Origin of the sequence: Moorena sp. SIO2C4 (assembly GCF_010672485.1) — a bacterium.
In the GTDB taxonomy this organism is placed as follows: Bacteria; Cyanobacteriota; Cyanobacteriia; order Cyanobacteriales; family Coleofasciculaceae; genus Moorena; species Moorena producens.
The window spans coordinates 1-2,288 of sequence record NZ_JAAHGN010001147.1 but is presented as its reverse complement, the minus strand read 5'-3'; the positions used below and the strand labels follow the sequence as shown (position 1 = coordinate 2,288).

2 protein-coding genes are annotated in these 2,288 nt (G+C 41.4%); both read left to right on the top strand.

Annotation, left to right across the window (positions count from 1 at the left end; all coding sequences use genetic code 11):
- On the top strand, positions 1 to 1,754 hold a 1,754-nt coding region (locus F6K20_RS34815), incomplete at its 5' end, for an ArnT family glycosyltransferase (RefSeq protein WP_287297850.1).
- Positions 1,755 to 1,816: 62 nt separating this feature from the next.
- Positions 1,817 to 1,996, top strand: coding sequence for a hypothetical protein (locus F6K20_RS34810; protein ID WP_287265936.1), 180 nt, complete (start codon positions 1,817 to 1,819; stop codon positions 1,994 to 1,996).
- Positions 1,997 to 2,288 lie beyond the last annotated feature (292 nt).

The window sequence follows — 2,288 nt, the reverse complement described above, 5'->3', positions numbered from 1 at the left end:
AACATGGGATTGGGCAAAATGGGATTGGGCAAAGCTCACCCTCCACGAATGGGCAAAATCCAAACAATGGGAATGCCCAAATCTCTGGTTTTTTACTGGTATTACTTGGAGGTATAGGATTTCTGGTCGCTACCGTAGGCTTAACTGCTATCGTTGCGCCTCCCAATACCTGGGATTCCATGACTTACCACATGAGTCGTGTCCTTCATTGGATGCAGCATCACAGTGTTGCTCATTATCCTACCCATATTCCCAGACAGCTTTACCAAAACCCTTGGGCTGAATTTACGATCATGCATTTTCAACTCTTGAGTAGGAGCGATCGCTTAGCTAATCTTGTCCAATGGTTCAGTATGATTGGTAGCGTGATTGGGGTATCTCTGATTGCTAAAGAATTGGGAGCGGCGATACGAGGACAGGTTTTTGCTGCTGTAGTCGCTGCTACTATTCCGATGGGAATCCTACAAGGGTCAAGTACCCAGAATGATTATGTGGTTTCGTTCTGGGTGATTTGTTTGGCTTACTTTATTATTTTGACTCTCAAATCCAGAGTTAGCTGGATTAATATATTAGGGGTTGGTGCTACCATGGGGATGGCTATTGTTACGAAAGCAACAGCCTATATTTATGCATTTCCCTTATTTATCTGGTTTTCACTGATGATGATTAAGCGCCTACGTTGGCGATGGTGGAAACCAATTTTAACGGTAGGGGTTATTGTTATTTTAATTAATCTCGGTCACTATATCCGTAACTTCGATTTGTATGGCACTCCAATTGCCACGGCTTCAGAAGAACTACGATATACTAATGAAATTTTTACAACCTCAGTCTTAGTCTCCAATATTTTGAGAAATATTGGTCTTCATATGGGAACAAATAGTAAGATAATTAATCCTATATCCCATAAGATAATTAGTTTATTCCATCTTGTTTTAAGTGTAGATATCAGTGACCCCCGCACGACCTATACCGGAAAGTTTGGGATTCCTGGTGGATTATCAACTCTGGGAATTAATGCTACGGAAAACAACACTAGCAACACCCTTCATCTAGTTTTAATCGTTTTCTCCATCATCGCTTGTTTCATCCAACGACAGGGTCGAAAGCAACGCTATATACTCAGTTATATTGCTGTGATTATTAGCATATTTATACTATTTTGTTTCCTGTTGAAATGGCAATGGTGGAACAGTCGGCTTCATTTACCAATTTTCTTACTTTTTTCTGCAGTAGTCGGAATAGTATTGTCCCAAATTAAGTTACGTCAAGTTGCCAATGTTATAGCAGTGCTTTTGATTATCACATCATTACCATGGGCATTATCTGGCAGAGAACGACCTCTTCTGGGCGCTAACAGTATTTTCAACACTAGCCGTACTGAGCAATATTTTAACAGTAGGTCTCGAATCCAATCAGGTTACCTCGGTGCTATTGATGTTTTGAAAAGTAGTAAATGTACAGATATTGGACTGTATTTAGGTGACAATGACTGGGAATACCCATTATGGATACTGTTACAAGAACAGACTGATTCACCAGTGAGGATTGAACATATAAACGTTAAGAATACATCAGCCAGCAAGTCTGAACTTTCCACCAATAGCAAATTTATTCCTTGTGGAATTTTTTCAACTAAACCTGAACCTGATCAAACTAACCAAGCTGAGGAAATAACTTACCAAAATAGAATTTATCCTCAAGCTTGGTCAAAAGATAAGGTCAAAATTTTCCTTAGTCAAAAAAAATCCTGATTTTATCCGTAATTCTAAATTAGATTTTAGCTATCAGCGGTCAGCGTTCAGCCGTCAGCCTTGTGGCACAGGCTTTGGCCTTGGCCTTTTGGCCTTTTGGCCACGCTACGCGAACGGCCACGCGTGCGCGAATGGCCACGCTGTGCGAACGACGCTGTGAGGTAACTCAGCATTATTCCAATGCTTACTTGTTTTATTCCAAAGCTGATAGCACCTCAAGTAGCGTGCGCGTAGCGCATTAGCTGATAGCTGAATGCTTACAACAAATGGTTACCTGTTTTATTCAAAAACTGATAGCTATTAGCTGATGGCTGATAACTGATAGCTGATGGCTGTTCGCGAAGCGTGCGCGTAGCGCATTGGCTGATAGCTGATGGCTGATAGCTGATGGCTGAGCTATGCTGGAGACCAGAATATTCCCATAGTCTGGGCGAGAGTGGGAAACGCCACTTTCACCCTTATTTCTCTAATTATTCTTGCCCTAAGTTTAGGTCAAGCAGGTTGGTTTCGGTGGTTAGCGCTTCACATAGCTAA